Source organism: Pseudomonas sp. NyZ480 (assembly GCF_029537255.1).
GTDB lineage: Bacteria > Pseudomonadota > Gammaproteobacteria > Pseudomonadales > Pseudomonadaceae > Aquipseudomonas > Aquipseudomonas taiwanensis.
The window spans coordinates 3,640,740-3,663,955 of sequence record NZ_CP120626.1; the positions used below are offsets into that span (position 1 = coordinate 3,640,740).

Annotated in this window: 12 protein-coding genes and 1 pseudogene; 7 read left to right on the forward strand and 6 right to left on the reverse strand. The window is 63.2% G+C overall.

Features of this window, described 5'->3' with window-relative positions; genetic code table 11:
- Nucleotides 1-120: 120 nt before the first annotated feature.
- Together P3R38_RS16740 and P3R38_RS16745 are read right to left on the reverse strand one after the other, a co-directional pair.
- A pseudogene (locus P3R38_RS16740) lies at nt 121-3,183 on the reverse strand (amino acid adenylation domain-containing protein); the annotation flags it as partial.
- Nucleotides 3,184-3,334: 151 nt separating this feature from the next.
- Nucleotides 3,335-11,239, reverse strand: a complete 7,905-nt coding sequence (locus P3R38_RS16745; RefSeq protein WP_277686438.1) for a non-ribosomal peptide synthetase — start codon at nt 11,237-11,239, stop codon at nt 3,335-3,337.
- A gap of 166 nt (nt 11,240-11,405) precedes the next feature.
- On the opposite strand from P3R38_RS16745, the gene P3R38_RS16750 reads away from it, so the two are divergent.
- A complete protein-coding gene (locus P3R38_RS16750; protein WP_023381388.1) occupies nt 11,406-12,377 on the forward strand; it encodes a siderophore-interacting protein in 972 nt (323 codons plus the stop codon).
- Between the two features lie 84 nt (nt 12,378-12,461).
- Here P3R38_RS16750 and P3R38_RS16755 read toward each other — a convergent pair whose 3' ends face one another.
- From P3R38_RS16755 to P3R38_RS16765, 3 genes are all read right to left on the reverse strand, one after another.
- Nucleotides 12,462-13,853 carry an aspartate aminotransferase family protein gene (locus P3R38_RS16755; RefSeq protein ID WP_023381389.1) on the reverse strand — a complete coding sequence of 464 codons (1,392 nt, stop codon included), beginning with the start codon at nt 13,851-13,853 and terminating at the stop codon, nt 12,462-12,464.
- Nucleotides 13,854-14,031: 178 nt separating this feature from the next.
- Nucleotides 14,032-15,354, reverse strand: coding sequence for an ATP-binding protein (locus P3R38_RS16760; protein ID WP_277686439.1), 1,323 nt, complete (start codon nt 15,352-15,354; stop codon nt 14,032-14,034).
- Nucleotides 15,351-16,034, reverse strand: a complete 684-nt coding sequence (locus tag P3R38_RS16765) for a response regulator transcription factor (RefSeq protein WP_023381391.1) — start codon at nt 16,032-16,034, stop codon at nt 15,351-15,353. Before P3R38_RS16765 ends, P3R38_RS16760 begins: the two co-directional genes overlap by 4 nt.
- Before the next feature lie 178 nt (nt 16,035-16,212).
- Between P3R38_RS16765 and dsbD the strand changes: the two genes are divergently transcribed.
- The 3 genes from dsbD to dsbG are packed head-to-tail and all read left to right on the forward strand — an operon-like array spanning nt 16,213 to nt 19,521.
- Nucleotides 16,213-17,925 (forward strand): protein-disulfide reductase DsbD, encoded by a 1,713-nt coding sequence (dsbD, locus tag P3R38_RS16770; RefSeq protein WP_023381392.1) that lies wholly within the window; start codon nt 16,213-16,215, stop codon nt 17,923-17,925.
- Nucleotides 17,925-18,761, forward strand: a complete 837-nt coding sequence (locus tag P3R38_RS16775) for a TlpA disulfide reductase family protein (RefSeq protein WP_186598974.1) — start codon at nt 17,925-17,927, stop codon at nt 18,759-18,761. The genes dsbD and P3R38_RS16775 overlap by 1 nt, the downstream gene beginning before the upstream one ends.
- A gap of 1 nt (nt 18,762) precedes the next feature.
- Complete coding sequence (gene dsbG / locus P3R38_RS16780; protein ID WP_104883443.1) at nt 18,763-19,521, forward strand: thiol:disulfide interchange protein DsbG; 759 nt, start codon at nt 18,763-18,765, stop codon at nt 19,519-19,521.
- 212 nt (nt 19,522-19,733) lie between these two features.
- Here the strand turns inward: dsbG and P3R38_RS16785 are convergent, their stop codons facing one another.
- Nucleotides 19,734-20,072 carry a phosphopantetheine-binding protein gene (locus P3R38_RS16785; protein WP_277686440.1) on the reverse strand — a complete coding sequence of 113 codons (339 nt, stop codon included), beginning with the start codon at nt 20,070-20,072 and terminating at the stop codon, nt 19,734-19,736.
- 360 nt (nt 20,073-20,432) lie between these two features.
- Here P3R38_RS16785 and P3R38_RS16790 point away from each other — a divergent pair, with 360 nt between their 5' ends.
- Genes P3R38_RS16790 through P3R38_RS16800 form a run of 3 tightly spaced genes read left to right on the forward strand, consistent with a single transcriptional unit; the run spans nt 20,433 to nt 23,034 of the window.
- Nucleotides 20,433-21,569 (forward strand): YcaO-like family protein, encoded by a 1,137-nt coding sequence (locus P3R38_RS16790; protein ID WP_277686441.1) that lies wholly within the window; start codon nt 20,433-20,435, stop codon nt 21,567-21,569.
- Complete coding sequence (locus P3R38_RS16795; RefSeq protein ID WP_049818824.1) at nt 21,566-22,324, forward strand: ABC transporter permease; 759 nt, start codon at nt 21,566-21,568, stop codon at nt 22,322-22,324. The genes P3R38_RS16790 and P3R38_RS16795 overlap by 4 nt, the downstream gene beginning before the upstream one ends.
- Nucleotides 22,324-23,034: an ATP-binding cassette domain-containing protein gene (locus P3R38_RS16800; protein ID WP_277686442.1), complete on the forward strand. Its 711-nt coding sequence runs from the start codon at nt 22,324-22,326 to the stop codon at nt 23,032-23,034. The genes P3R38_RS16795 and P3R38_RS16800 overlap by 1 nt, the downstream gene beginning before the upstream one ends.
- Nucleotides 23,035-23,216 lie beyond the last annotated feature (182 nt).

Consider the following 23,216-nt stretch of genomic DNA (forward strand, 5'->3'; position numbering starts at 1 on the left):
AAGCTCTTGTGCTGATAGACGTTTGAGGGCCTCCAAGGATTTAGCCAACTCGTCTTCGACGGGCTGGACGTCTGTTTGCAACTGCTTCACCTGCTCGGCGAACTGCTCGAGGCTGTCACTCTGGAACAGGACCTTGAGTGGCACGTCGAGCCCCAGCTGCTGGCGGATCTGCATCAACATCTGGGTCGCCAGCAGCGAATGGCCGCCGAGGTCGAAGAAGTTGTCGTGCAGGCCGATCCGTTCGAGCTTGAGCAGGGTCTGCCAGACCTGCGCCAACTGTTCCTGCAAGGGGGTCTGCGGCGCCACATAGGCCTGTTGGCGCAGGCTGCTGTCGGGTGTCGGCAAGGCCTTGCGGTCGAGCTTGCCGTTGGGGCTCAGCGGCAGGCTGGTCAGCAGCACCAGGTACGTGGGCACCATGTAGTCAGGCAGCAGACTGCGCAGACGCGCCTTGAGCTGCTCGCCCAACTGCAGCGAATCTGGCTGGTGCGCCACCACATAGGCGGCCAGCTGCGTGTCGGCACCGCTGCCGACCGCCAGCACCGCCGCTTCGCGGACTTCGTCCTGCTCCAGCAGGCGTGCTTCGATCTCGCCCAGCTCGATCCGCAAACCACGAATCTTCACCTGGTGGTCGATGCGCCCCCTGTACTCGATCACCCCGTCGGCGCGCTGGCGGGCCAGGTCGCCGGTGCGGTACAGGCGCTGGCCGGTGCCGAACGGGCTGGCGACGAAGCGCTCGGCGGTCAGCCCCGGACGGCGGTGGTAGCCTCGCGCCAGGCCTTCGCCACCCAGGTACAGCTCGCCCACCAGCCCCGGTGGCAGCGGCGACAGATCGTCGGCCAGCACGTAGGCGCTGAGGTTGGCGATCGGCTGGCCGATGGGCACGCTGTCCAGGCCTTCGTCGCGGCAGGTCCAGTGGGTCACGTCGATGGCGGCCTCGGTCGGGCCATACAGGTTGTACAGTGCAGCGTTGGGCAGCTTGGCGAACACCTGCTGCTGGGCATCGACCTGCAATGCCTCGCCACTGCACACGATGCGCGACAGGCTGGTGCAGCGCGACACCCCTTCATCCTGCAGGAACACCTGCAGCATCGACGGCACGAAGTGCAGCGTGGTGATGCCCTGCTGCTCGATCAACCGCACCAGGCGCGCCGGCTCGCGGTGATCGCCCGGCGCGGCAACGACCAGGCGGGCGCCGACCATCAGTGGCCAGAAAAACTCCCACACCGACACATCGAAACTGAACGGGGTTTTCTGCAGCACGGCATCCGTGGCATCCAGGCCATAGGCCTGCTGCATCCAGCACAGGCGGTTGCTCAGGGCCTTGTGACGGTTGCCGGCCCCCTTGGGTTTGCCGGTGGAGCCGGAGGTGTAGATCACGTAGGCCAGGTTTTCTGGCTGCGGCTGTACGCCGGTAGCCTCGGTGGAGCACGCAAGGTAGTCCTGCTCATCCACATTCAGGACACGCATCGAGGTCGGCACCGGCAGTTGAGCGCGCAGGTGCGATTGAGTCAGCAGCAATGCGATACCGCTGTCCTCGACCATATAGGCCAGGCGCTCGCGCGGGTATTCAGGGTCCAGCGGCACATAGGCGCCACCGGCCTTGAGCACCGCCAGCAGGCTCACCACCATCTCGACACTGCGCTCCATGCAAATACCGACGAGCACATCGGGGCCGACGCCATGCTCGATCAGTCGGTGCGCCAACTGGTTGGCCTGCTGGTCCAGCTCGCGGTAGCTCAACTGGCGGTCGCCGAACACCAACGCAACCGCATCCGGGGTGTTCTGCGCCTGAGCTTCGATCAAGTTGTGGACGCAGGTGTCCGACGGGTAATCGACGACGGGGGCGTTGATGCCCTGCACCCACTGCTGCAACTCGCTGGCATCGCACAATGGCAAGGCTTGCACCCGTTCGCAGGGGTTGGCCACGATGCCCTGCAGCAAGTTGTGCCAATGACCTAGCAGGCGCTCGGCGCTGCAGCGGTCGAACAGGTCGGTGGCATAGGTCAGGCTGGCCACCAGCCCGGTGGGGCTTTCGACGGTATCCAGGCTCAGGTCGAACTGTGCCGAGCGCTCATCGCGAGTCACCTGCCGCACTTTCAGTCCCGGCACTGCCAGGCGCTGGCCAGCGCCCTCCAGTTGATGGTTGAACATCACCTGGAACAGCGGGCTGTGGCTCATGCTGCGCTGCGGCTGCAGCGCCTGGACCAGTTGCTCGAAGGGCAGGTCCTGATGAGCCTGGGCCTGCTGGGCCGCTTCGCGCACCTGCGCCAGCAAGGCTGTAAAAGGCTGCAGACCGTCGATGCGCGCCTTCATCACCTGGGTGTTGACGAAGAAGCCGATGAGTCGCTCGGTCTCCATTCGGTTACGGTTGGCCACCGGCACGCCCACAAGGATGTCAGCCTGCCCGCTGTAGCGGTGCAACAGTAGCTGGAACGACGCCAGCAACAGCATGAACAGACTCACATCCTGGCGCTGCGCCAACGCTTTGAGCCCATCCAGCAATGCCGGCGCAACGTTCAGGTCGAGCACCGCGCCCTGATGGCTGGCCTGGGTCGGACGTGGCCGGTCGCTGGGCAGGGTCAACACTTCAGGCGCCTCGCCCAGGTGGCCCTTCCAATAAGCCAGCTGGCGATCCCCCTCCCCCGACTCCAGCCATTGGCGTTGCCAGGCGGCATAGTCGGCATACTGGATCGGCACATCGTCCAGTGGCGCGGGCTGGCCGTGCAAGCGGCTGGCGTAGCAGGCAAGCCACTGTTCGACCAGCACGTTGACCGACCAGCCATCGGCGATGCTGTGGTGCAAGGCCAGCACCAGCACATGGTCGTCCGACCCGACGCGCAGCAGATTGATCCGGACCAGCGGCCCCTGCATCAGGTCGAATGGCTGGCCGGTGCAATGTTCGGCATAGGCCTTGATCGCTGACTCGGTGTCTTCGTTCGCGCCCAATTCATCGACCACCAGCGTCAGGCGCAGTGCCTCGTCGATCACTTGGCAAACCTGTCCCTGATGCTCGATGAAGCGTGTGCGCAAGCTGCCCTGATGACGCACCAGGTCGTCAAGGCCGGCCTGCAGCGCAGCCCTGTCGAGGGCACCGTGCAAACGCAGCACTGCCGGGATGTTGTAAGCGCTGCTGGTCGGCTCCAGCTGCCACAGGAAGTGCTGGCGCTGCTGGGCGTAGGACAGCGGCTGCGGCCCCTGCTCCAGAGCCGGCACGATCGGCAGGCGGGCTACGTTGACACCGGCCTGGGCCAGCTTGGCAAACAGCTGCCGACGGCGCTCGCCATCGAGGTTGCGCAGGCGCGCCACCAGTTCCTCTGTACGGTCCTGCTTGTGCTCAGGCATTGCTTTCCTCCAGTTCATCGAGCGCGCCGAAGATCAGGTCGAGCTCATCGGCCGCCTGCCCGGCATCACCTTGCAGATGCGTCGCCAGCTGCCCGAGCTGGCGCAGTTCGTAGAATTCCTTGACCGGCAGCTCGACGCCGAATGCACCGCGAATGCGCGACAGCAGCATCACCGCCTGCAGCGAGTGGCCACCAAGGGCGAAGAAGTCGTCATCCAGGCCAACCCGCTCAAGGCCCAGCACCTCCTGCCAGATCAACGCCAGTTGCCGTTCGAGTTCAGTCTGCGGAGCACGGAACCGTGCACACGTCGGTGCAGCATCGACCGCAGGCAGGGCCTTGCGGTCGAGCTTGCCGTTAGGGCTCAGCGGCAGGCTGGTCAGCAGCACCAGGTACGTGGGCACCATGTAGTCAGGCAGCAGACTGCGCAGACGCGCCTTGAGCTGCTCGCCCAACTGCGGCGAATCTGGCTGGTGCGCCACCACATAGGCGGCCAGCTGCGTGTCGGCACCGCTGCCGACCGCCAGCACCGCCGCTTCGCGGACTTCGTCCTGCTCCAGCAGGCGTGCTTCGATCTCGCCCAGCTCGATCCGCAAACCACGAATCTTCACCTGGTGGTCGATGCGCCCCCTGTACTCGATCACCCCGTCGGCGCGCTGGCGGGCCAGGTCGCCGGTGCGGTACAGGCGCTGGCCGGTGCCGAACGGGCTGGCGACGAAGCGCTCGGCGGTCAGCCCCGGACGGCGGTGGTAGCCTCGCGCCAGGCCTTCGCCACCCAGGTACAGCTCGCCCACCAGCCCCGGTGGCAGCGGCGACAGATCGTCGGCCAGCACGTAGGCGCTGAGGTTGGCGATCGGCTGGCCGATGGGCACGCTGTCCAGGCCTTCGTCGCGGCAGGTCCAGTGGGTCACGTCGATGGCGGCCTCGGTCGGGCCATACAGGTTGTACAGTGCAGCGTTGGGCAGCTTGGCGAACACCTGCTGCTGGGCATCGACCTGCAATGCCTCGCCACTGCACACGATGCGCGACAGGCTGGTGCAGCGCGACACCCCTTCATCCTGCAGGAACACCTGCAGCATCGACGGCACGAAGTGCAGCGTGGTGATGCCCTGTTGCTCGATCAACCGCACCAGGCGCGCCGGCTCGCGGTGATCGCCCGGCGCGGCAACGACCAGGCGGGCGCCGACCATCAGTGGCCAGAAGAACTCCCACACCGACACATCGAAACTGAACGGGGTTTTCTGCAGCACGGCATCCGTGGCATCCAGGCCATAGGCCTGCTGCATCCAGCACAGGCGGTTGCTCAGGGCCTTGTGACGGTTGCCGGCGCCCTTGGGTTTGCCGGTGGAGCCGGAGGTGTAGATCACGTAGGCCAGGTTCTCTGGCTGCGGCTGCACCTGTGGCGCCATCAGCGGGTAGCCCAGGTGCCCCTGCTGGTCGAGGCACAAGGTGGGCAAGCCTGCTGGCAGCGGCAGTTGTGGCAGTAGCTCGGTTTGAGTCAGCAGCAATGCGATACCGCTGTCCTCGAACATATAGGCCAGCCGCTCGCGCGGGTACTCAGGGTCCAGCGGCACATAGGCAGCGCCGGCCTTGAGCACCGCCAGGAGGCCAAGGACCATCTCCACGCTGCGCTGGGCGGCGATGCCCACCAGTACGTCAGGGCCTGCGCCCTGCTCGATCAGTCGGTGCGCCAGCTGGTTAGCCTGCTGGTCCAGCTCGCGATAGCTCAGCTGGCGGTCGCCGAACACCAGCGCAACCGCATCCGGGGTGTTCTGCGCCTGAGCTTCGATCAGGTTGTGGACGCAGGTATCCGACGGGTAATCGACGAAGGTGGCGTTCCACTGTTCGACCACCTGCGCTTGTTCGAGCGGCGCAAGCATGTCCAGCTCGCCCAGTGTGCGCTGCGCATCCTGCGCCAGGGCGACCAGCAACTGGGCCATATGGTCGTTGATACGGCGAATGCGCTGCGCAGTGAAGTGCGCCAGGTCGAAGCTGTAGTGCAGCGCCAGTCGCTCGCCCAAGGTGACCCCCAGGGTCAGCGGATAGCTGGTCAGGTCGCTGTGCCTGGCCGGGCCAAAGCGCAGGCCCTGCGGCGCCCCATGCTCCAGCGCCTCGGAGACCGGGAAGTTCTCGAACACCAGAATGTTGTCGAACAGCGCCTCGCCGCTGTGACCGACCCAACCTTGCACTTCGAACAGCGCGCTGTGCTCATGCTCGCGCATGGCCAGGCTGAGGTCCTGCAGGCCGCGCAACCATTGCGCCACGGTCTGTTGCGCACGCGGGCTGGCGGCCAGCGGCAGGGTGTTGATGAACAGGCCCAACTGGCGCTCCACGCCAGGCAAGTCGACCGGGCGACCGGCTACGGTCGTGCCGACGGTCACGCAGTCCTGGCCGGTGTACCGCTGCAACAGCAACAGCCAGGCCGCTTGAACCAGGGTGTTGAGGGTGACTTTCTGCTGCCGGGCGAAGGCGTTCAGGCGCTGCGTCGCGACCGTGTCGAAATCATGATGGAACAGTGCGTGGCCGCTGCCGCTAGCCGGCTCGTCGCCTGCCTTGGCCAACAGCGTCGGCGCCTCGAATGCCGCCAGACGTTCTTTCCAGAAGCGTTCGCTGCTCCGCGCATCGCGCTGTTGCAGCCACTGGATGTAGTCGCGGTAACGCCCAACCGGGCGTTCAGACGCCTGGCCGTGGTAACGCTGCATCACCTCGCCCAGCAACTGCGAACTGCTCCAGCCGTCCATAAGGATGTGGTGGTGGGTGAACATCAGGTGATGACTGTGCTCGCCGGTACGCACTAGGGTCAGGCGCAGCAGGCCGGGACACGACAGATCGAAACCTCGGGCGCGGTCCTGCTCGGCCAGCACTTGCAGGGCGGCAGCCAGGTCGTCACGACCCCGCCAGTCGAGGCGGTTGAAATCCAGCGGCAGCTGGCGGTGGATGATCTGCAACTGCTGCCCAGCGCCTTGCCAGGCAAAGGCACTGCGCAGGATGTCATGGCTGTCCATCGCCGCCTGCCAGGCAGCACGAAAACGCTCGACCTCAAGGCCGTCGACATCCACGCACAACTGGTTGATGTACTCACCACTGCCCTGCTGCAGCAGGCTATGGAACAGCATGCCCTGCTGCATCGGCGAAAGCGGATAGATGTCCTCGATCTGGCTGGCGGGCACGGGTAGCGCATCCAGCTGGGCCTGGTCGATGTTCGCCAGCGGGAAGTCGGACGGCGTGAGGCCCATGACCTCGGGCTGACAGCAATGCTCGACCACCGCACGCAACTGCCTATCGAAATCCGCGGCCACGCGGTCGATGGTGGCCGTGTCGAACTGCTCGCCGCTGAAAGTCCAGCGCATTTCCAACTCACCGTCGTAGACCTGGCCCTCCACTTCCAGCCAGTTGCCCAGCGGCGCGTCTTCGCTCAATTCGGCACCCGCGCTTTCACGGGCCGGCAGCAACAGCGCATCAGCGTCGAAGCTGGCGTCGAACTGCCCCAGGTAGTTGAAGGTCACGCGCGGCTGCGGCAAGGTTGCCAGCACATCGCACCCAGGCTGCGCCCCCAGGTAGCGCAGTACGCCGAAGCCCAGCCCCTTGGCCGGTACGCCGCGCAGCTGTTCCTTGATGCCCTTGAGGCAGGTGCCCAGGTCCTCGTGGGCGGTCAAACGCAGCGGGAACAGGCTGGTGAACCAGCCAACGGTGCGGCTCAGGTCGACATCGTTGAACAGGTCTTCACGACCATGGCCTTCGAGCTGGATCAGCACGTCGCTCTGGCCAGTCCAACCACGCAGGGTACGGGCCAGGGCGGTCAGCAGCAGGTCGTTGACCTGAGTGCGGTAGGCGGCAGGCGCCTGTTGCAGCAACTGGCGGGTGCCCTCGCGGTCGAGGCGGCTGCGCACGACCTGGCGATGACGGCTTTGCACGCTACCCTGTGGGCGATCGCAGGGCAGGTCGAGCGGGACATCACTCAGTAGGTCGGTCCAATAGCCCAGTGTTTCCTGCATGGCCGGTGCCTGGGCGAGAGCGTGCAGGCGCTCGGCCCAGGTCTGGAGCGAACTGGTCTTGGCCGGCAGTTGCGGCGAGCGGCCCTGGATCAGCTGGGTATAGGCCTGCTGCAAGTCCTCCAGCAGGATGCGCCAGGACACCCCGTCCACCACCAGGTGATGAATCGCCAGCAACAGGCGCTGGCTGCCATCGTTCAAGGTCGCCAACACGGCACGCAGCATTGGCCCCTGGGCAAGGTTCAGACTGGCCTGCGCCTGACTGTTCACTTCACCAAGCTGCTCGACGCTGAGGCCTTCACGGCACCACAACAGGTCATCAGCGCACGCGCTCGGCTCGGCGATCTGCGCCTGCCAGCGCCCGTCCTGCGCCACGAAACGCGAACGCAGGGCATCGTGATGGTTGACGATCGCGCCGAGTGCCTGGCGCAAGGCCCCTGCCTGCAATGCCTGTTTCGGCTGCAGCAGCAACGCCTGGTTCCAGTGATGGCGCGCTGGAATCGCCTGGGCAAAGAAATCGCTCTGGATCGGCAACAAGCCAAGCGGCCCGTGAACCGGCCCCTGGTCGACCACCGCACACGCCTCACCGCGACGAGCGACACTGGCCAGCCCCTGCACGGTCTGGTGCTGGAACAGGTCCTTTGGGGTGAACAGCAACCCGCCCTGGCGCGCTCGGCTGACCACCTGGATCGACATGATCGAATCGCCGCCCAGCTCGAAGAAGTTGTCGGTGATGCCCACCTGCTCACGCTTGAGCACATCCTGCCAGATGCCCGCAATTTGCTGTTCCAGCGCGGTGCGCGGTGCAACATGGTCATGCTGCAGCTGGCGGGTGTCAGGGCGTGGCAGGGCCTTGCGGTCGAGCTTGCCATTGGGGCTAAGGGGCAACTGGGCGAGCAACAGCACCTGTGTCGGCACCATGTAGTCGGGCAGCTGCTCTTGCAAACCAATGCGGATGGTTTCACGCAGCGCAGCTTGGGGGGCTGGGCCTGCATCGACCAACGCGCGGTCGGTCGGCACCACGTAGCCGACCAGTTGCAGGCCGTTGGCCCCCGGCAGCGCCAGCACCAAGGCATCGGCGACTTCTGCGCGCTCCAGCAGCCGGGCTTCGATCTCGCCCAGCTCGATGCGGAAACCTCGGATCTTTACTTGGTGATCGATCCGGCCGGCGTACTCGATCACCCCTTCGGCGTTGAACCGAGCCAAATCGCCGGTGCGGTACAGGCGCGCACCGCACCCACCGTAGGGGTCGGGAATGAAACGCTCGGCGCTCAGGCCTGGGCGCTGGAAGTAACCCCGCGCCAGCAGTTCGCCACCGATCACCAGTTCGCCGACTACACCCACCGGTGCCGGCAGACCGTTGTCGTCGAGCACCAGGATGTTGCGCCCGGGCAGCACGGTGCCGATCGGCAAGGTCAGCGGAATCGGCCGCTGGCCGCTTACATAGTCGTCGCAATCCAGGGTGGTGGCGGTAACCGTCGCTTCGGTCGGGCCATAGGTATTGAGCAGACGCACATGGCCCAGTCCGGCCTGACGCCAGGCCAACAACCCTTCCGGCGGCATTGCCTCACCGCCGCCATGTACCTGGCGCAGCACGCCGTAATCACGCGGGCCGACCGCGGCGAACTCCTTGGCCAGCATGTGCCAGTAGGCTGTGGTCAGGTCCATCACGCTGATGCGCTGCTCGATCAGCTGGCGGTAGAGGGTTTCGCTGTCCCAGATTTCGCTGCCGCGGATCACGACCGAGGCGCCGCAGATCAGGGCCGGGTAAAGCTGCTCGACGAAGCCGTCGAAGTTGAAGGTCGCGAACTGCAGCACCCGGTCAGCGGCGCTGAGGTTGAAAAAACCCAGCGACACGTGGGCGTGGCGCACCAAGGCACGGTGGCTGATACCGACGCCCTTGGGTCGGCCGGTGGAGCCAGAGGTGAACATGACGTAGGCGAGGTTGTCGGCCAGGGCCAGGTTGGGCAGGTCGCTGTCGTCGTCGTGAGCCCAGGCTTGGTCGTGGTCCAGGCACAGAGTCTGCACGCCCTGTGGCAGCGGCAAGCGCTGCAACAGGCTGTCCTGGGTCAGTATCAGGCGGCTGCCGCTGTCCTCGATCATGCATTGCAGGCGGTCGGCCGGGTATTGCGGGTCGAGCGGCACATAGCCGCCTCCAGCCTTGAGTACCGCCAGCAAGCCGACCACCATGTCCAGGCCTCGCTCGAGGGCGATGCCCACCAGTACCTCGCGACCCACACCGCGCTCGACCAGGGTTCGGGCCAGTCGATTGACCTGGGCGTTGAGCTCGCCGTAGGTCAGTCGCCGGCCCTCGAAGATCAAAGCGACCGCGTCTGGCGCGCGCGCCGCCTGGGCCTGGAACAGCTCATGCACTGTCAGCTCGTTCGGGTATCGGGCCTCGTTGCGCCCCCAACCTTCGACCACCTGGCGGTGTTCCTGCTCGTCCAGCAGGGCGATCTCCCCGATACGTTGGCCCGGGTTGCCGACCATCGCCTGCAACACCCGCAGCCAGTGCCGTGCAAAGCGCTCGATGGTGGCTGCCTGGAACAGGTCGCAGGCATAGGTGAAGGCCGCATTCAGCCGCCCCCCCTGCTCGTAGGTGTCCAGGCTCAGGTCGAACTGGGTGGTGCGGCTTTCCCATTCGATGACGCTCAGTTCCAGGCCCTGACCGACGTTCAGGCGAGTGACGTCGGCCACTTCCGGCTGGTGGTTGTACATCACCTGGAACAGGGGGTTGTAGCTCAGGCTGCGTTCGAGCTTGAGGGCATCGACCAGGCATTCGAACGGCAGGTCCTGGTGGTCCTGGGCGCCCATCGAGGCGGCTTTGATTTGGGCCAGCAGCTCGGCCACCGTGGTCATGCCATCCAGCCGGGTGCGCAGCACCTGGGTGTTGACGAAGAAACCGATCAGACCCTCGACTTCGTTGCGATTGCGGTTGGCAATGGGTACGCCGATGCGCAAGTCGCCCTGGCCGCTGTAGCGGTGCAGGACAATGTTGAATGCCCCCAACAGCAGCATGAACAGGGTCACCCCCTGCTGCCGCGCCAGCGCGCGCGCCTGCTCGACCCACTGCGCATCGAGGGTCAGTTCATGGCGACGGCCCTGGTAGGTCGGCTGCACTGGGCGCGGGTGGTCGGTGGGCAGTTCCAGCACCGGGTGTTCGTCGCCCAACTGCGCCTTCCAGTAATCCAACTGGCGTTGCTGTTCGCCTGCCTCCAGCCAGCGACGTTGCCACAGGGCGTAGTCACTGTACTGGACCTGCAGCGCCGCCAGTTGCGGCTGGATGCCTTGGTCGTGTGCGTCGTAGAAACGGCAGAATTCATCGATCAGCACGCTCATCGACCAGCCATCGGAGACGATATGGTGCAGGGTCAGCAGCAGCACGTGCTCCTGCTCGTCAAGACGCAACAGGCGCACCCGCAGCAGCGGGCCCTGGGCCAGGTCGAACGGCTGCAGCGCCTGGGCTTCGGCCTCGGCCGCGACTTCGGCTTCGCGCTGCTCGGGCGACCATTGGCCGAGGTCGCGCCAGGCAATGCTCAACGCCTGCTCGCACGGGACCTGGCACAGGCTGTCGTCCGGCATCTGGCGGAACACCGTACGCAGGGTTTCGTGACGCTCGACCAGGCTGGCGAAGGCCTGCTCGAGGGCCTGACGGTTGAGCACGCCCTTCAGGCGTACCGCAGCCGGCAAGTTATAGGCGCCGCTGTGTGGGTCCAGGTGCCAGAGAAACCACATCCGCTGCTGGGCAAAGGACAGGGCTTGGCGGTCTTCGGCAGGCACATCACAGGGAATCGGGAACTGGGAGAAGTCCACCCCTTCCTTGCGCAACGCCGCCAGAAATACCTGGCGTTTTTCCACGGGCAGACCGATGAACCGGCGAGCGAGTTTCAGGGCGTCTTCAGCATTCATTTCTTGGCATCCGGAGCGTGGGTCGAATGACCCGATGACAGGTCGTCCCTATAGAACGAACCCAGACCGGAAAAATTAGCGCCGGCCTCTCGGTGGGCCGCGTAACGGTTAAATTGCCGGGCGCACGACTCGTCCACTCGGTGAACCCGATGCCAAAGGACCGACCATGGCCACCCCCTCCTCCCTCGCCAGCGCCATGCAGCGCGGCCTGCGCAAACTGGCTGGCGGGCTGGGGCAGAAACCCAGCCCCTACCGGCTGTTCGACCTGCAACTGGTGCACAGGATCGAGCTGAGCCCTTCACTGTGCCGCCTGGTGTTCACCGGGCCCGATGTGGCCAGCATGAACTGCGCCGGGCCCGACCAGCGGGTCAAGCTGTTCTTCCCCGCGGCGGACGGCAGCCTGCCGGCCCTGCCCCATGACAGTCACTGGAACGAGGCGCGCAAACAGCTCCCGGAGGCCTCCCGCCCGCCGATGCGCACCTACACCATTCGAGCCCTGCGCCGGGCCCAGGCGCAGGTGGACATCGACTTCGTCATGCACGGCGTCAACGGCCCCGCCTCAGCCTGGGCGACCCGCGCCCGCAGCGGTGACTGCTTGCAGATGCTGGCGCCCAACCTGGCCTACCCCAAGGACCCCGGCGGTTACGAGTGGAACCCACCTGCCGGCGTCGGCCGCGTGCTGCTGGCGGGCGACGAGACCGCCCTGCCGGCCATCGCGTGCATCCTCGAAGACCTGGCGGCAACCCAGCAGCCAGCGAAGGTGCAGGCATTCATAGAAGTACCTTTGCAAGCGGACTGCCTGGACCTCCAATGCCCCCGCGATACCCATCTTCACTGGCTGCCGCGCGACGCACTGGGCAGCGAGCCCGGGGCCGCCCTGCGTCATGCCGTCGAGCACCTGGCCGACCTCCCGCAGGTAAAGACACTGGGCACGGCCTGTCATCTGGAAGCGATCGACATCGAGCAACGCCGGCCCTGGGAGCTGGCCCAGGCACGACACGGTGATTTCTATGCGTGGGTAGCCGGGGAGTCCGCCACGGTGATGCAGGTCCGTCGGCACCTGATCAACGACCGACACATGGATCGCGCCTGCCTGACGCTGATGGGCTACTGGCGTCGGGGGCGTTCGTTCGAGTGATGGTTTCGGGTGCCGTACACCCTGTATCGCGCCTGTAGTCGCCGGCTTACCGGCGAAGGGGCTGCCATGCAGCCCAAGGCACTATCAGAGCGCCGCAGCCAAAGCCTCGGCGAATCGCTGGGCGACCTCGTCGATCTGTTCGGCGCTGATGATCAGCGGCGGCAGGAAGCGCACTACCGCTCCATGACGCCCACCCAACTCCAGAATCAGCCCACGCTTGAGGCATTCGCGCTGCACCTTCGGCGCCAGTTCGCGGTGGGCCGGCGGGTGGCCCAGCGCATCGGCCCGGCCATGCGGGTCGACCAGTTCCACCCCCAGCATCAGACCGCGGCCACGAATATCGCCCAATTGCGGGCAGTCCCGCTGCAGACGCAGCAGATGGCCCCGCAGGCGCTGCCCCATGGCGTCAGCATGTTCGGCCAGACGGTGCTCGCTCAGGTAGTTGATCACCGCCGAGCCCGCTGCCATGGCCATCTGGTTGCCACGGAAAGTACCGGCATGGGCGCCTGGCTTCCAGGTGTCCAGCCAGTTGCGGTACACCACCACCGCCAGCGGCAGGCTGCCGCCGATGGCTTTGGACAGGGTCACCACATCCGGAACGATGCCGGCGTGTTCGAAGGCGAACATTCGCCCGGTACGGGCGAAACCACTCTGGATTTCATCGACGATCAGCGCCACGCCGGCCTGCTCGGTGATGCGGCGTACACCCTTGAGCCATTCGATATCGGCCGGAATCACCCCGCCCTCGCCTTGCACCACTTCCAGAATGACTGCGGCAGGCAACGGCACACCGCTTTCCGGGTCGAGCAGCAGGTTTTCCAGGTAATGCAGGTTGGCTTTCACCCCTGCCTCGCCGCCCAGGCCGAAGGGGCAGCGGTAATCGTAGGGGTACGGCATGAACTGCACGCCATTCCCCAGCAGCGCGCCCAAGGGCTGTTTCGGGCCGTGGCTGCCCATCAGGCTCAGCGCACCCTGGCTCATGCCATGGTAGGCACCGTGAAACGCCAGCACCGTACTGCGTCCGGTGGCCGTACGTACCAGTTTCAGGGCCGCTTCCACCGCATCGGTGCCGGTCGGGCCGCAGAACTGCACTTTCGCTTCACGGCGCAGCGCCTCTGGCAGCACGCCGAACAGGTCCTGGACGAAGCGGTCCTTGACCGGGGTGGTGAGGTCCAGGGTGTGCAGCGGCAGTTCGTCAGCCAGCACGCGCTGGATCGCTTCGATCACCACCGGGTGATTGTGACCCAGGGCCAAGGTGCCGGCTCCGGCCAGGCAGTCGATGAACTGGCGGCCTTCAATGTCCTCGACGTGAATGCCACGGGCGCGCTTGAGCGCCAGCGGCAGGCGTCGTGGATAGCTGCGGGCATTGGATTCCTGCTGTTGCTGGCGCTGCAGCAAAGGGGAATCGGCGAACTCATACAGGGGTTGCGGCGCGCTGGTCGGTAGGACCTGGGCAAGGCTGGAAGCGGTCGACATCGGTAAATCCTCGCAAGCAAGCGAATGTGCCCCGTCACGCCCCTGTAACCGGATGTGTGTCGGGTAGTAGTCGCTTGGGAAACGCTTTGGCGCGAGGAGGATTTAGCGTTTGATGTGCGAAATTGTGCAGGGTTCGACGGTCTCATCGCCGGCAAGCCGGCGATGAGGCCAAGGAAGATCAGCTACCCGAGCGTGCTGGCACCTGCAGCAGCACCCGCAGCCCATCGCTGCGACTGTCGAACCTGAGGCTGCCGGCACAACGCTGAACGATCGCCTGCACGATGGCCAGCCCCAACCCGCAGCCGCCGCTCTTGCCAGTGCGCCAGAAACGCTCGGTCAGGTGCTCCAGGTCCTGCTCGGCAATGCCCGGCCCGTGGTCGCGGACCATGAAACCCACCTGTCCATCGGCCATGTGGACATCCAGCTCCACCGCCGCCTCACCGCCATGGCGCAGGGCGTTGTCCAGCAGGTTGCGCAGCGCCGCCACGGCCAGCGGCGCGGGCATGCCCAGGTAGATCTGCGCGGCTTCATCGGGCAGGCGCAAGACGATGCGCCGATTGTCCCCTCCCCCAGCATCCTGCACCGCTTGGCGGGCCACTTGCTCGGCGCTGCACTGCACGCCATCCTCGAATGACAGGCTGCCTTCCACCCGGGCCAGCATCAGCAGTTGCTCCAGCGTGCGGTGCATGCGATCGGCGCCCTGCTCGGCGTGCTCCAGCGCCTGCTCGCGAACCGCGCCATCGGTCATCCGCGCCACCTGCAGGTGGGTCTTGATGGCGGTCAGCGGGCTGCGCAGTTCATGGGCGGCATCATCGGTCAGGCGCCGCTCGCGCTCGATGGTCTGGGCGATACGCAGGAACAGCTGGTTCTGCGTCTCCAGCAAAGGTTGCAATTCGCTGGGCAAGCCCGCCACCTGAAGCGGCTCGACACTGTCGGCGCGACGCCTGCGCAAGGCATCGCGCATGCGGTTGAGCGGCTCCAGGCCCTTGCCCAAACCGATCCACAGCAAGCCCAGGCTGCCGAGCAATGCCATCAATACCGGCGCTGATGCCGCCAGCAGAATCGACTGGTTCAGCGCCTCACGCTCCTGATGGCGATCGGCGGTGGTGATACGTATGTCGCCGTGGTTATAGGTGAAGGTACGCCACGAAGCTCCGTCGATGGTCTGATCGCGAAAACCACTGCGCTGGTCATCCATGGCGCCGTCGTGCTTGTGGTTGCTGGCGAGAATCTCCCCTCGCAGCGAACTGACCTGGCAGGCCATGCCGTCCGGCACGCTGAACTGATCGGCCGAAAAATGTGCATCTTCGCCCTTGGCGGTCAGAGGCTGCGGCAACTGGTCGACCAGGCCGGCGACCATCCGCGCAGACGCCACCAGGCGCTGGTCGAGGGAGAACATCATCTGCTGGCGCAGGTCTCGCAGCATCCAGGCGGCAGCCAAGGCCCAGATGATAATGAAAGCGCTGCCCAGGATCAGGCTCAGGCGCACGCGCAGGCTCATGGCGCAACCTCTTCAGGCGCCTGGGCCGGCCCCAGACGGTAACCCAGGCCACGCACGGTTTCGACGATGCCATTGCCGAGCTTGCGACGCAGGTGATGGATATGCACGTTCAATGCGTTGCTTTCGACCTCGTCGCTAAAACCGTACACGCAATCCTTGAGCTGCTCGCTGGACAACACCCGACCGGGGTTCTGCAGCAGCGCCTGGAGCAAGGCCTGCTCGCGCCGCGACAGATCCACCGATTTGCCGGCCAGGGTCGCTTCGCAGCTGCTGGGGTCATACTGCAGCGGACCATGCTCGATGACATTCACTGCGCGCCCGGCCACCCGTCGCAGCAGGGTATGCAAACGCGCAGCCAGCTCACGCAGGTCGAAGGGTTTGAGCAGGTAGTCGTCGGCACCGGCCTGCAGGCCGTCGACCCGGTCGGTGACCGCATCGCGCGCGGTGAGCACCAGCACGGGCAGGTTCTCGCCCTGCTGGCGCAGGCGACGCAGCAACTTCAGGCCGTCTTCGTCAGGCAGGCCTAGGTCCAGAATCATGACGTCGAACTGCGCGGCCTGGAGCATGGCACGGGCGCCAGCTGCGTTGGCCACTCGGTCCACGGTCAGGCCCTGGGCGGTGAGGCCGGCGCAGATGCCGCTGGCGATCAGATCGTCGTCCTCGCAGAGCAGAACGTGCATGGTGGGGCTCCCAGGATGGTCTAACAGGCATTGCACTATGGCGCGATTAAGAGGGGATTATGGACCTTGGGTTTTCCGGCGGCGATAGCGGGTTGTCGCGCCGGCTGGGCTACGTTAACCCTTAGTTAATAAACCCAGGCCAGCATGGCTGCATCCCAAGCATTGCCAAGGCGAAGACATGCGCGTTCTCCTGCTCTTCCTGACATTTCTCCTGGCTGGCCCGCTGCAGGCCAACCCGTTTGACGTCAAACCCGACTTTCTGCCGGTCGACCAGGCCTTCGTCCTGACCCAGGACCGCCAGGCCGATGGCCAGATGCGCCTGTTCTTCCAGATCAAGCAGGGCTACTACCTTTACCAGAAGCGTCTGAAGTTCGACGGCCTGGCGGCCGACCAACACCCACAATTGCCCCCTGCCCTGAACCACCACGACGCGTTTTTCGGTGACAGCGCGGTGTATCGCGACCAACTGGAGCTGCTGATCCCGGCCAGCGCCAAGGGTGAGCTGCGCCTGGGTTGGCAAGGCTGCGCCGATGCCGGCTTGTGCTACCCGCCACAAACCACGGCCATAGACCTTGGCGGCAGCGCCACGGCCGTGGCCGATCAGGCCAGCGACCAGGCATTGGCCAGCAACCTGCAGCAAGCTGGCCTGGCCTGGAGCCTGCTGGCCTTCTTCGGCCTTGGCCTGTTGCTGGCCTTCACCCCGTGCTCGTTGCCGATGCTGCCGATTCTGGCTGGGTTGGTACTCGGCAACGGTGCAAGCGTCCGCCGTGGCTGGGTACTGGCGGGGGTATACGTGCTGAGCATGGCGCTGGTGTACGCGGCGCTTGGCGTTGTCGCCGCGCTGCTGGGTGCCAGCCTGCAAGCCTGGCTGCAACAACCCTGGTTGCTGGGTAGCCTGGCGGGGCTGTTCGTGATCCTTGCCCTGCCCATGTTCGGCGCATTCGAACTGCAACTGCCTGCCGCGCTGCGCGACCGCCTGGACCGTGCCGGGCAAGGCACCCGTGGCGGCAACCTGTACGGCGCCGCGCTGCTGGGCGCGCTTTCCGGGTTGCTGCTGGGCCCATGCATGACAGCTCCACTGGCCGGCGCGCTGCTGTACATCGCCCAGAGCGGCGATGTCATCGAAGGCGGTCTGGTGCTGTTCACCCTGGGTTTGGGCATGGGTGTGCCACTGTTGCTGCTGGTGACGCTGGGCAACCGTTACCTGCCGCGCCCCGGCGCCTGGATGAACCGCGTCAAAGGCGTGTTCGGCTTCGTGTTCCTGGCCATGGCGCTGTACACCGTGCGCAGCTTGCTGGCTGAAACGCTGGTGCTGGCGCTGAGCGGTGCCTGGCTGATCGCGCTGGCCTGGGCCGCCTGGCCAGCCTTGCAGCGCCTGCCTGCACTGCGCGCGGTACCCTTGCTTGGCGCGCTATGGGGCGGCCTGCTACTGGTCGGTGCCGCCGCCGGTGGTGACGACCCATGGCAACCGCTGCGACCCTTTACCGTAGGCACCGCCGTGAGCGCGACACCGCACAACGCGGATACCTTCACCACCGTAAGCCGCCCCGAGGACCTGCAACGCGAACTGGATGCCGCCAAGGCGCGTGGCCAGTGGGTAATGCTCGACTACTATGCCGACTGGTGCGTGTCGTGCAAGGTCATGGAGAAACAGGTATTTGCCCGTGGCGATGTGCGGGCCAGCCTGGCCGGAGTGCACCTGTTGCGCCTGGACGTGACCGCCGACTCACCGGCCAGCCGCGAACTGCTGCAACGCTACCAGGTACCCGGCCCGCCCAGCATCATCTGGATTGGTCCGGAAGGCCAGGAACGTCGCGCCCGGCGTATTACCGGTGAAGTGGACGCGCCGGCATTCGTGCAACACTGGACCCAGACCAGGAGCCAAGGTTGATGCTGACCATCACCCTCGGGCCGTTGACCATGGCCCTCAACCATCTGCTGATGCTTGCCGCCCTGGCCGTTGCCTGTCTGATCGGCTGGTGGGTCGCCCGGCGTGGTGGCCAAAGCCCCGAGTCGGCGCTGTTCAACCTGTTCCTGATCGGCCTGCTGTGCGCACGCCTGGGCTTCGTCCTCGCCTATTGGCCGATGTACCGCGATGACTGGGTGCAGATCATCGACATCCGCGACGGCGGCTTCCTGTTCTGGTCCGGTTTGGTCGGTATCGTCCTGGCCGCCCTGTGGCAGGGCTGGCGCCAGCCTGGTCTACGTCGCCCGCTGGGTTGGGCATTGTTCAGCGGCGCGCTGTTCTGGGGCATGGCCAGCTTGGGCAGCCACCTGTACAGCAAGGGCACGGAGTTGCCGGATCTGAGCCTGAGCAATGCCGGCGGGCAAGCCGTGGCGTTGCACAGCTACCGAGGCAAGCCGCTGGTGATCAACATCTGGGCCACTTGGTGCCCGCCATGCCGCCGGGAAATGCCGGTGCTGCAGCAGGCCCAGGGCGACTATCCGCATGTGACCTTCCTGTTCGTCAACCAGGGCGAGACGCCGGAAAACGTCAGCACCTTCCTCGCCACCACCGGCCTGAGCCTGACCCACGTGCTCTTTGACGGCACCGGCCTGCTGGCCCAGCGGGTCGGCTCCATGGCCCTGCCCACCACGTTGTTCTATGACGCCGATGGCCGGTTGATCGGCAGCCACCTGGGCGAGTTGTCGCGCGCCAGCCTGCGCCATGCCCTGGAACCTTTCGAACGGGCCAGCGCGCCCGCCCCTGCCGCACAAGGAAAATGACATGCGATCGACTGCACTGCTGCCCCTGAGCCTGGCCCTTCTGGCCGCCCCGATCCTGCAGGCAGAAGAGCTGCCCAAGGCGATCCAACAGATCCAGGCCAAGGGCGCCGAGATCAAGGGCAGCTTCGACGCCCCCAACGGCCTGCGCGGCTACGCCGCCGAATACCAGAACAACGGCTTGGCCCTGTACCTCACCCCTGATGGCAAGCACGTGCTGGTCGGCAGCCTGTTCGACGAACAGGGCAAGGACCTCAGCGCCGAGCCTTTGCAGAAGCTGGTCTATGCGCCGATGAGCAAGGAAATTTGGGTGAAGATGGAGAAAACCGCCTGGATCGCCGATGGCAAGGACAATGCGCCGCGCAAGGTGTACCTGTTCAGCGACCCCAACTGCCCGTACTGCAACATGTTCTGGGAACAGGCGCGGCCCTGGGTCGAGTCGGGCAAGGTGCAGTTGCGCCATATCATGGTCGGCATCATCCGCGAGGACAGCCCGGGCAAGTCAGCTGCATTGTTGGCCGCCAAGGACCCGGCCAAGGCGCTGGCCGAGCACGAGAGGGCCGGCAAGGGCAGTACGCTCAAGCCGTTGGAGAACGTGCCTGAGAAGGTACAGAAGCAGTTGGAGGCGCATCTCGCCTTGATGGAGGAAATGGGGTTGCAGGCTACGCCGGCGATTTTCTATCAGGACGAGCAAGGGAATCTGCAGAGCCAGCAAGGGGCGCCGCGGCCGGAGATGTTAGGGAAGATTCTGGGTAAGCGGTAAATGCGTAGAGGGGGGGCTGTGCGGCGCTTGCCCTGGGTTTGGTGGTGTTGCGCAAATCGAGCGCCGCCCGCGCGGCGCATCGCGAGCAAGGCTCGCTCCTACGCTAGTTTCGGGCCAATAACGCCTGCCACAGGCGCGCGCGACCGCCGTGATATCGAAGGATGCACGCATGAACATACGCCAATGAAAAGGGGCGCCAAGCGCTCCCCACCTTAAAGCCCCTCCAGCTCCACCATCAGATCACTCAGCCGGTCGACCTTGTCGTCATCAAGCGCACTGTCGCGCAGCCTTTGCACATACTCAGCCAACGCCTCCACCGTGCTGCACTCGAACATCGCCCGCAGTGGCACGTTCAATTGCAGCTGCTTCTGCACCCGCGAAGCGATCTGCGTGGCCAGCAGCGAATGCCCGCCCAGCTCGAAGAAGTTGTCGCACACCCCTACCCGTTCGGCCTTGAGCACATCGGCCCAGATGCCGGCCAGCACCGCTTCCAGCTCAACCCGCGGCGCCAGGTAGGCCTGGCTGTGGTGCCCGAACGGGCTTCTAAACATTTTGAAACAATGATGATCGAGTAAACATCACATCAACCCCTTAGAAAACGCTGAACAACCGACGCAACAAAAGCCACTATTCTTACTGCACAAAGTAAATTTTCACACAATAAAAAATCATAAACCCCACAAAAAATTAAACTCTTCGCACTAATAACCGGCAACAACCATCTGAGGTAGGAACTTTCCACTGGAAGCCCCCTACACTGGCCTTCCAAGCCACACACAGCGTTGTTTTTTATACATCAATCCTAGGCTGTCGCAACATTGACAATAAAAGCTTGAAGTTCTAAACCTGCAGATACCCGCACATGCCGAGCAACAACAAAAACAACCAAGGGGACACGATGGAAAATCAATATGGCATCAGCATCCTTGATGCTTACCTCTCACAATGAGTGCGATATGGACTCTGAGTTTTTTGGGGGTCTGGCGGCGCTGGTGGTTGCGGGGGCAGCGGTGGCGGCCGAGCGCAAGCACTTCTACCTAGACATCCCGGTCAACGATACCAAGAAACTTGCTGATGGTCTGAGCGCTCAAGAAATCGTTGATTTCACGGACGCTTTCGCGCAGACATCGGTCTATGGCACAGACATAAAACTCGACTCACATTTCTTTGATCGCACAAACGTACACAGAGTTATCGACTTCACCTCCTGCAAAGTCCCAACTGCATGCCTCTCAATAACAGAATGCAGAAACAACATTGATAATAGTTACTACCCAATGCGAGACACCTGTGGTTGCAGTGCGCACGACAATATTGAAAGCGCCATTACTGGCGCCCTAAAAGAAAGTCTCGAACGGCAATTTTTACTGCGTTTCTGGCTTACCCTTAAATATAACAAACGCCATACCTACCAAGAAGCATGCGCCCTACTAGAACTCCGACCTAGTTCTACGCTCTTTCGTGAGTTAGGCAAGTCTGGCGACATACTCGTACTTGACCTCACTGACGGGCGCTTCCCGGGAGCCTGCATCCTTGTCTGTTACGGCAACATGCGCCGCGGCGCCAAAGTACATTATTGCGCAGGCATGTCATACGCAGACACTGCAAGCAATGCGCTCGAAAAAGCGATCTTGGAACTCTGGCAAACATTTCGCTATATGCAATCGATTGATCACGACAGCCATCTGACCCGCGAGCCTCAAGACCCTTATCTTAAGCATTTCCTTGCCTGCAACAACTATGAAACCTATCAAGAAATCTCCAAAGGCACACCTTACGAGAGCAGTGACGGCCTTGCCCTTAACTGCCAACCCTTCAACTGCCAGAGCCTTTTGAGCACACTCAGACGTTTAGAACTAAACGGCTACCTCTATACCTCTCAATTAGCCTCTACTCGATCAAAAATTTACTTTTGTAAATATTTTTCTCCCAACCTATTTCTTCACATGAACAACTCACACCACTTCAATCTCAAAAACAGGTACTCCACCCCCTTCCTCGATCACGTTATCGCACACCAACTATCCCGCATGGTACCCTTCCCATGAATAGACACTTGAAGCCCATAATCGTCAACACACAAAAAATAGCGCACATTGCTCGAATCTTAACCCTAGAACAATTAAGAGAACCTACAGCCCTTCTATGGTCAGCCATCGCACCTTGCCTTCTATTTCTGTTGACAAGGGGTCACACTGATGCAACTCCCGGCCGTGACGACGCCTATATACACTCCGCATCGTGGTTTTTCTCGTACATCTCTGCTAACGTCGCCTTTTTTGGCTTCAGCTTTTACCTCGTAGGAAGAAGAGAGAGTGGCTTCACCAGATCTTTCATTTACCAGCGCGGCGCCATTGGGCGTTTTTTAGTCTCACATTTTGTCAGTTATTCTGTAGTGAGCGTGCTCTATGCACTGCTATTTTATCTTGTCACCAAGTGGCTATACGGACAGTACCTGATTATTGAGTTGCTCTACGTGATTGCATGCTTTTACACCAGCTTCATGATATTCAGCTGCATCGGGCTTGCTGTAGCCGCACTGCCTATCAAATTCAATACAGCCAGCACACTATTTTCACTTCTTTCGTTTCTCATGTTGCTTTCAGGCTATTTAGGTGCCACTCAGATGCGCCTCTCACCACAAAGCGTTGTTTCTTTCAACCCGCTGCACCTGAACCGCATGATCTTCACCAATGAAATACCGTTGCTGGCGTCCTTTTGCATGGCGCTCGCGGCGTTGCTTACTGGTCTTTACATCACCGGACGGCATTTTAGAATTCAACCGGTGTGGAGCAGATACTGATGGACGTTATGAAATTAATAGAGCTGTCTTTCAGCTATGGGAATATGCCACTGATGAAGGATATCTCACTCACTCTCAAGGCGGGTGAGCTGATAGGTATTCTAGGCAGCAATGGCGCGGGCAAAACAACACTATTCGACCTCATCTGCAAATTAAAAACACCTTCAAGCGGGCGTATCCTCACCTCGGCAAAGCGACTTGTTTATCTTACGCAAATCCTAACACCACCTCCTTTATTACGCATGGGCGAAACAGGCGAGCTCATAAGGCACTTGAACTCAAACACCCACCCCAACCAAAGTGAAATGCTGGCCCGCTTGGCCAAATGGTCACCATTACTGTATAAACGGTACAATCTAATATCCCAAAAAAAGATTGCTCACTGCAGCTACGGTGAGATCCGCAGCTACTTAACCCTGACCCTCTTGCTGCTGCAAAGTGAATTAATCATCCTCGACGAGCCGACTGCAGGTGTGGATGCAGAATTCCGGCATTACATATGGCTAGCCATTAACAGTGCACGCCAAGAAGGTGCGAGCGTGCTGGTATCGTCCCATTACACCGAAGAGATCGCGGCAAATTGTGACCGCTTCTACATGCTTGCAAACCAGCGGCTGGAGGCGTTCGAAAGTGGCGGAGTATTTATGTCGCGTTTCAACGCTTTCTCACTCGATGAGGCATTCATCAAAGCGTCCTCTCATGAGGATTGACAAGGCAAGCTGCAGAGCTAGCGAGGGCACCGAGGCCGGGGCTGCTCGGGAAGAGTCTCGGCAAGCGCTGAGTTTGAGACCACTGGGGTTGCTTTGCAGCCCTATCGCGACACATGGCCGCTCCTACAGGAATACGCAATCCCCTGTGGAAGCGGCCTTGTGTCGCGATAGAGGCGCAAAGC

Bases quoted from the DNA above. Each gene is read 5' to 3' on its own strand.
- P3R38_RS16755 (WP_023381389.1), bottom strand. From the start codon at position 13,853: ATGTCGACCGCTTCCAGCCTTGCCCAGGTCCTACCGACCAGCGCGCCG.
- P3R38_RS16800 (WP_277686442.1), top strand. From the start codon at position 22,324: ATGGACGTTATGAAATTAATAGAGCTGTCTTTCAGCTATGGGAATATG.
- P3R38_RS16745 (WP_277686438.1), bottom strand. From the start codon at position 11,239: ATGAATGCTGAAGACGCCCTGAAACTCGCTCGCCGGTTCATCGGTCTG.
- dsbG (WP_104883443.1), top strand. From the start codon at position 18,763: ATGCGATCGACTGCACTGCTGCCCCTGAGCCTGGCCCTTCTGGCCGCC.
- dsbD (WP_023381392.1), top strand. From the start codon at position 16,213: ATGCGCGTTCTCCTGCTCTTCCTGACATTTCTCCTGGCTGGCCCGCTG.
- P3R38_RS16775 (WP_186598974.1), top strand. From the start codon at position 17,925: ATGCTGACCATCACCCTCGGGCCGTTGACCATGGCCCTCAACCATCTG.
- P3R38_RS16785 (WP_277686440.1), bottom strand. From the start codon at position 20,072: ATGTTTAGAAGCCCGTTCGGGCACCACAGCCAGGCCTACCTGGCGCCG.
- P3R38_RS16750 (WP_023381388.1), top strand. From the start codon at position 11,406: ATGGCCACCCCCTCCTCCCTCGCCAGCGCCATGCAGCGCGGCCTGCGC.
- P3R38_RS16795 (WP_049818824.1), top strand. From the start codon at position 21,566: ATGAATAGACACTTGAAGCCCATAATCGTCAACACACAAAAAATAGCG.
- P3R38_RS16790 (WP_277686441.1), top strand. From the start codon at position 20,433: ATGGCATCAGCATCCTTGATGCTTACCTCTCACAATGAGTGCGATATG.
- P3R38_RS16760 (WP_277686439.1), bottom strand. From the start codon at position 15,354: ATGAGCCTGCGCGTGCGCCTGAGCCTGATCCTGGGCAGCGCTTTCATT.
- P3R38_RS16765 (WP_023381391.1), bottom strand. From the start codon at position 16,034: ATGCACGTTCTGCTCTGCGAGGACGACGATCTGATCGCCAGCGGCATC.